Genomic DNA, 5,691 nt, shown 5'->3' with positions numbered 1-5,691 from the left:
CCGGACGTACTGGAGCGCCTGCGGGCGGAAGCGGCGGGCTCACCCCGGTACGGGGAGCTCCGCGACGCCGGACCCGACGCTCTGGCGGCGGCCCTCACCGGCGCCGGCCTCCCCCTGTGGGCGCGGGTCTCCGGGGGCCCGAGGCCGGGTTCGTGGGAGCCTTGGGGCGGGCCGATCGGGCCCGCCCCCGTACCTTCCTGGACTGCAATGCCCTCTCCCGCCGAAGCCGAAGCCGAAGCCGAAGCCGGCCGCCCGCCCCGACGCGCCCTCGGGCGCGGCCCCGGCGCGGCCCCGGCCCCCGCCGCGCCGGCGCCGGCACCGGCGGAGCCGCAGGAGGCCGTCTGCGGGCCCGCGGCCGCCGAACCGGTCCCCGATGCCCCGGCAGGCACGGCCGCCCCTCAGGACCCGCCGGAGGCGGCATCCCGCACCGCGGCGGGGCCGGGGCCCGGCGTGCCCGCCGAGGCCGGGGCGTCCGCCGAAGCGGGTGACGGGCGCTTCACGCTGCGGCTCGACAACTTCGAGGGGCCCTTCGACCTGCTGCTGCAGCTCATCTCCCGGCACAAGCTCGACGTCACCGAGGTCGCGCTGTCCAAGGTCACCGACGAGTTCATGGCGCACATCCGGGCCATGGGACCCGACTGGGACCTCGACCAGACCACCGAGTTCCTCGTCGTCGCCGCGACGCTCCTCGACCTCAAGGCCGCCCGCCTCCTGCCCGCCGCCGAGGTGGAGGACGAGGCCGACCTCGCCCTCCTGGAGGCCCGCGACCTGCTCTTCGCGCGGCTGCTCCAGTACCGCGCCTACAAGCGCATCGCCGACATCTTCGCGGAGCGGGCCGACTCCGAGGGCCGGCGCCACCCGCGCACCGTCGGCCTGGAGGACCACCACGCGGCGCTCCTGCCGGAGGTCGTCCTCGGCATCGGCGCCGAGGGGTTCGCCCGGCTCGCAGCCAAGGCCATGCAGCCCAGGGCGGAGCCGCAGGTCTACGTGGACCACATCCACGCCCCCCTGGTCAGCGTCCGGGAGCAGGCCGCCGTCCTCGTGGCCGTCCTCCGCGAGCGCGGCGCGGCCACCTTCGACGAGCTCACCCGGGACACGGACGACACCCTGACGGTGGTCGCCCGCTTCCTGGCGCTGCTGGAGCTCTACCGCGAGAAGGCGGTCGCCCTGGAGCAGGAGGAGGCCCTGCGCACGCTGACCGTGCGCTGGACGGGCGGCGGGGCCGGGGCGATGCCCGCCGTGACCGACGAGTTCGACCGGATCGCCGAAGCCGGGGAACGAAGGAGTTGACATCCGTGGACCAGCCACCCGCCGAGGACGCCCTGCCGGGCGGCGACGGCCCGTACGACGCGGGCGACGCCCTGGCCGGGCTGCCGCTGAAGCCCGCCCTGGAGGCCGTCCTCATGGTCGTGGACGAGCCCGCCGCCGAGGCCCACCTCGCGAAGGTCCTCGACCGCACCCCGCGCGAGATCGCCGCCGCCCTGCGCGAGCTCGCCGACGAGTACGCCGTCCAGCAGCGCGGCTTCGAGCTGCGGCTCGTCGCCGGCGGCTGGCGCTTCTACACGCGCCCCCGCTACGCGGCCGCCGTCGAGCGCTTCGTCCTGGACGGCCGGCAGGCCCGCCTCACCCAGGCCGCCCTGGAGACCCTCGCCGTGGTCGCCTACCGCCAGCCGGTCAGCCGCTCCCGCGTCTCCGCGGTGCGCGGGGTGAACTGCGACGGCGTCATGCGCACCCTCCTCCAGCGCGGTCTGGTCGCCGAGGCGGGCACGGAACCCGAAACAGGTGCGATCCTGTACAGGACGACGAACTACTTTCTGGAGCGGATGGGCCTTCGCGGCCTGGACGAGCTCCCGGAGCTGGCGCCCTTCCTCCCCGAGGCGGAGGCGATCGAGGCCGAGACGCAGGAAGGCGTTCCGTCGTTCGATCCGGACGCACCGGACACCGAAGAAGACGACAAGACGACGGAACTTTGATGCGAAGCAGCGGCAACGGCAACGGCGGCAACCGGAACACGGGCGGCGGCGGCAGCCGCAGGGACGGAGACGGACGCGGGCGCGGCAACCCCCGCGGCGCCGGCAGCGCGCGCGACGAGCGGGCGGGCGGCGCGCCGCAGCGCCCGCGCCGCCCGCGCCCGGAGGAGCGGCGCTACGACGTCGGCCCCGACGGCGAGCGCACCCGCGGCACCCGAGGCGCGGACGCCCGCGGCGGCGCCAAGGGCAGCCCGAAGAAGCCGGGCCGGCCCCAGAGCGGCGGGCGCGGCGGCCAGGGCGGCGGCGCGCGGCGCGGCGAGGCCGGCTTCGGCAGCCCGTCGCGGCCGCGCGAGTTCGACGCCCGGATCGAGGAGCGCGTACGCGACCGGTACGCGGACAAGCCGGTCATCCGCACCCCGAAGACCTTCCCGGGCGCCGAGCAGGAGGGCGAGCGGCTCCAGAAGGTGCTCGCGCGGGCCGGCATGGGCTCGCGCCGGGCGTGCGAGGAGCTGATCGAGCAGGCGCGCGTCGAGGTCAACGGCGAGATCGTCACCGAGCAGGGCAAGCGCGTCCTGCCCAAGGACGAGATCAAGGTCGACGGCCTGACCGTGGCGACCCAGTCGTACCTGTTCTTCGCGCTGAACAAGCCGGTCGGCGTCGTCTCCACCATGGAGGACCCGGACGGCCGCCAGTGCCTCGGCGACTACGTCACCAACCGCGAGACCCGCCTCTTCCACGTCGGCCGCCTCGACACCGAGACCGAGGGCGTCATCCTGCTCACCAACCACGGCGAGCTGGCCCACCGCCTGACCCACCCCAAGTACGGGGTGAAGAAGACCTACGTCGCCGCCATCACCGGCCCGCTGCCGCGCGACATCGGCAAGCGGCTCAAGGACGGCATCGAGCTGGAGGACGGCTGGGCGCGCGCGGACCACTTCCGCGTGATCGACCAGGTCGGCAAGAACTACCTGGTGGAGGTCACGCTCCACGAGGGCCGCAAGCACATCGTCCGCCGGATGCTCGCCGAGGCCGGCTTCCCGGTCGAGAAGCTCGTCCGCACCGCCTTCGGGCCGATCGAGCTGGGCGACCAGAAGTCCGGCTGGCTGCGCCGCCTGACCAACACCGAGGTCGGCATGCTGATGCGCGAGGTCGGCCTGTAGGACGGCCGCGGCGGCCCGCTCCGCCCCCGCACGCGAAGCCCGCAGTGCCCCACACGGCACTGCGGGCTTTCTGCTTGCCCGGCACACCCCTCCCTGTTTATAGTCATGATGACTATTAAAGGAGTGAGGGGGGGTCGATGCTCTCGTGAGCTGGACCGAAATGCTCGGGTTCGCCACCGGGGCCCTGTGCGTCTGGCTCGTCGCCCGGCAGCACGTCGCCAACTGGCCCGTCGGCATCGCGAACAACGTCTTCTTCATCGTGCTGTTCACGCAGGCCGGCCTCTACGCGGACGCCGGACTGCAGATCGTCTTCATCGCCCTCGCCGCCTACGGCTGGTGGTCCTGGACCCACGGGGGTGGCCCGGGAACCGCCGGAGCCCTGCCGGTGCGCCGCACCACGCGCACCGAATGGGCCGTGCTCGCGGCGGCGGGGGCGGTGACGGTGCTCGCGCTGACGCTCCTTCTCGACCGGGCCACCGACTCGACCGTCCCCTTCTGGGACGCGCTGACCACCGGGCTGTCACTCGCGGCGACCTACGGCCAGTGCCGCAAGCTCGTCGAGTCCTGGTGGCTGTGGATCGCCGCCGACCTCGTCTACATCCCCCTGTACGCCTACAAGGGCCTTTACCTGACCGCCGTCCTCTACACCGGCTTCCTCGCGCTGTGCGTCGCCGGACTGCTCGGCTGGCGGCGCAGCCTGGCCGGCCTCGGGACGGACCCCGGCGCCCGTACGGCCGCGGAGGCGGCGGCATGAGCGGCGGCGCGCCCGGAATCCCGTACGGGCACGGGCTGGTCCTCGGCAAGTTCTACCCGCCGCACGCCGGCCACCACCACCTCGTGGACACCGCGGCCGCGCAGTGCGAGCGGCTCACCGTCCTGGTGTGCGCGGCCTCGGTGGAGTCCGTGCCGCTCGCCGACCGGGTCGCCTGGATGCGCGACGCGCACCCGCAGCCCGGCGTGCGCGTCGTCGGCGCCGTCGACGACATCCCGGTCGACCTGCACGACCCGGCCGTCTGGGACGCGCACATGGCCGTCTTCCGCAAGGCGGTCCCCGAACCCGTCGACGCCGTCTTCACCTCCGAGGAGTACGGGACGGAGCTCGCCCGCCGGTTCGGGGCCCGGGAAGTCCTGGTGGACCCCGCCCGCAGCCGCTTCCCCGTCTCCGGGACCGCCGTCCGCGCCGACCCCGTCGGCTGCTGGCCCCACCTCGGGCCGGCGGTACGGGCCGCGCTGGCCCGGCGGGTCGTGGTCCTCGGCGCCGAGTCCACCGGGACGACGACGCTCTCCCGGGAGCTCGCCGCCCACTACCGGGCCCGCGGCGGGGTGTGGGCCGCCACCGGGTGGGTCGCCGAGTACGGCCGCCGGTACAGCGAGGAGAAGCTCGCCGCCGCCCGCGCCGCCGACCCGGAGGCGACCTGGGAGGACATCGAGTTCGCCTCCGGGGAGTTCCCCGTCATCGCCCGCCGCCAGGACGGGGACGAGGAGCGCGCGGCCCGCGAGGGCTCGCCCGTCCTCTTCTGCGACACCGACTCCTTCGCGACCGGCATCTGGCACGAGCGGTACACGGGAGCCCGCAGCGCCGAGGTCGAGCGGATCGGGGCCGCCCGCAAGCGCGACCTGTACCTGCTGACCGACCACACGGACGTCCCCTTCGAGGACGACGGCCTGCGCGACGGCCCGCACCTGCGGCCCTGGATGACGGACCGCTTCCGCGAGGAACTGGAACGCACCGGGCGCCGCCACCTCCTCGTCACCGGCGACCGCGCGACACGCCTGCGGACCGCCGTCCGGGCCGTCGACGAACTCCTCGCCGAGGCCTGGCACTTCACCGACCCCCTCCCGGAAAGGCGCTGACCGCCATGGCTGACTACGACCCGCGCGCCTTCGCGCCGTTCGCGGTCACGGTCGACCTCGCCGTCTTCACCGTCCGCGCCGGCACCCTCCACGTCCTGCTGATCCGGCGCGGCCAGGACCCGTACGCGGGCGCCTGGGCGCTGCCCGGCGGCTTCGTCCTGCCCCGCGAGTCCGCCGAGCAGGCCGCCCGCCGCGAACTCGCCGAGGAGACCGGGCTGCCCGAGCCGGTCGTCGCCGCCCTCCACCTGGAGCAGCTGCGCACGTACAGCGAACCGGACCGCGACCCCCGGATGCGGGTGGTGTCGGTGGCCTTCACCGCACTCGTCCCCGACATGCCCGAGCCGGCCGCGGAGGGCGGCGGAGATGCGGACCGCGCCCGGTGGGCCGCGGTCGGGGAGGCCGGCCCGCTCGCCTTCGACCACGCGGCGATCCTCGCCGACGCCCGCTCCCGGATCGGCGCCAAGCTGGAGTACACCTGCCTGGCCACCGCCTTCTGCCCGCCCGAGTTCACCCTCGGCGAGCTCCGGGCCGTCTACGAGACGGTCTGGGGCACGGCCCTGGACCGGCCCAACTTCCGCCGCAAGGTGCTCGCCACCCCCGGCTTCGTCGAAGCCGTGCCCGGCGCCGCCCGGCTCACCGGCGGCCGCGGCAAACCGGCCGCCCTCTACCGGGCCGGCCCCGCCACCGCCCTGCACCCCCCGCTGCTC

6 protein-coding genes are annotated in these 5,691 nt (G+C 75.0%); all 6 read left to right on the top strand.

Annotation, left to right across the window (positions count from 1 at the left end; genetic code table 11):
* Positions 1–207: 207 nt before the first annotated feature.
* Entirely contained in the window at positions 208–1,290 is a 1,083-nt protein-coding gene (locus tag EF903_RS27590; protein WP_185902850.1) for a ScpA family protein, read from the top strand.
* A 113-nt stretch (positions 1,291–1,403) separates the two neighbouring features.
* Positions 1,404–1,973, top strand: a complete 570-nt coding sequence (gene scpB / locus EF903_RS27585; RefSeq protein WP_246042862.1) for an SMC-Scp complex subunit ScpB — start codon at positions 1,404–1,406, stop codon at positions 1,971–1,973.
* Positions 1,973–3,130 (top strand): pseudouridine synthase, encoded by a 1,158-nt coding sequence (locus EF903_RS27580; protein WP_125547653.1) that lies wholly within the window; start codon positions 1,973–1,975, stop codon positions 3,128–3,130. Before scpB ends, EF903_RS27580 begins: the two co-directional genes overlap by 1 nt.
* A 160-nt stretch (positions 3,131–3,290) precedes the next feature.
* Positions 3,291–3,884 carry a nicotinamide riboside transporter PnuC gene (gene pnuC, locus EF903_RS27575; protein WP_125547656.1) on the top strand — a complete coding sequence of 198 codons (594 nt, stop codon included), beginning with the start codon at positions 3,291–3,293 and terminating at the stop codon, positions 3,882–3,884.
* Positions 3,881–4,984 (top strand): AAA family ATPase, encoded by a 1,104-nt coding sequence (locus EF903_RS27570; RefSeq protein WP_125547651.1) that lies wholly within the window; start codon positions 3,881–3,883, stop codon positions 4,982–4,984. The genes pnuC and EF903_RS27570 overlap by 4 nt, the downstream gene beginning before the upstream one ends.
* A gap of 5 nt (positions 4,985–4,989) precedes the next feature.
* Positions 4,990–5,691 (top strand): NUDIX domain-containing protein (locus EF903_RS27565; protein ID WP_148142585.1); only part of this gene is annotated, 702 nt, incomplete at its 3' end.

It is taken from the genome of Streptomyces sp. WAC05292 (assembly GCF_003949955.1).
GTDB classification, from domain to species: domain Bacteria; phylum Actinomycetota; class Actinomycetes; order Streptomycetales; family Streptomycetaceae; genus Streptomyces; species Streptomyces globosus.
This window is presented reverse-complemented; position numbering and strand designations above follow the sequence as displayed.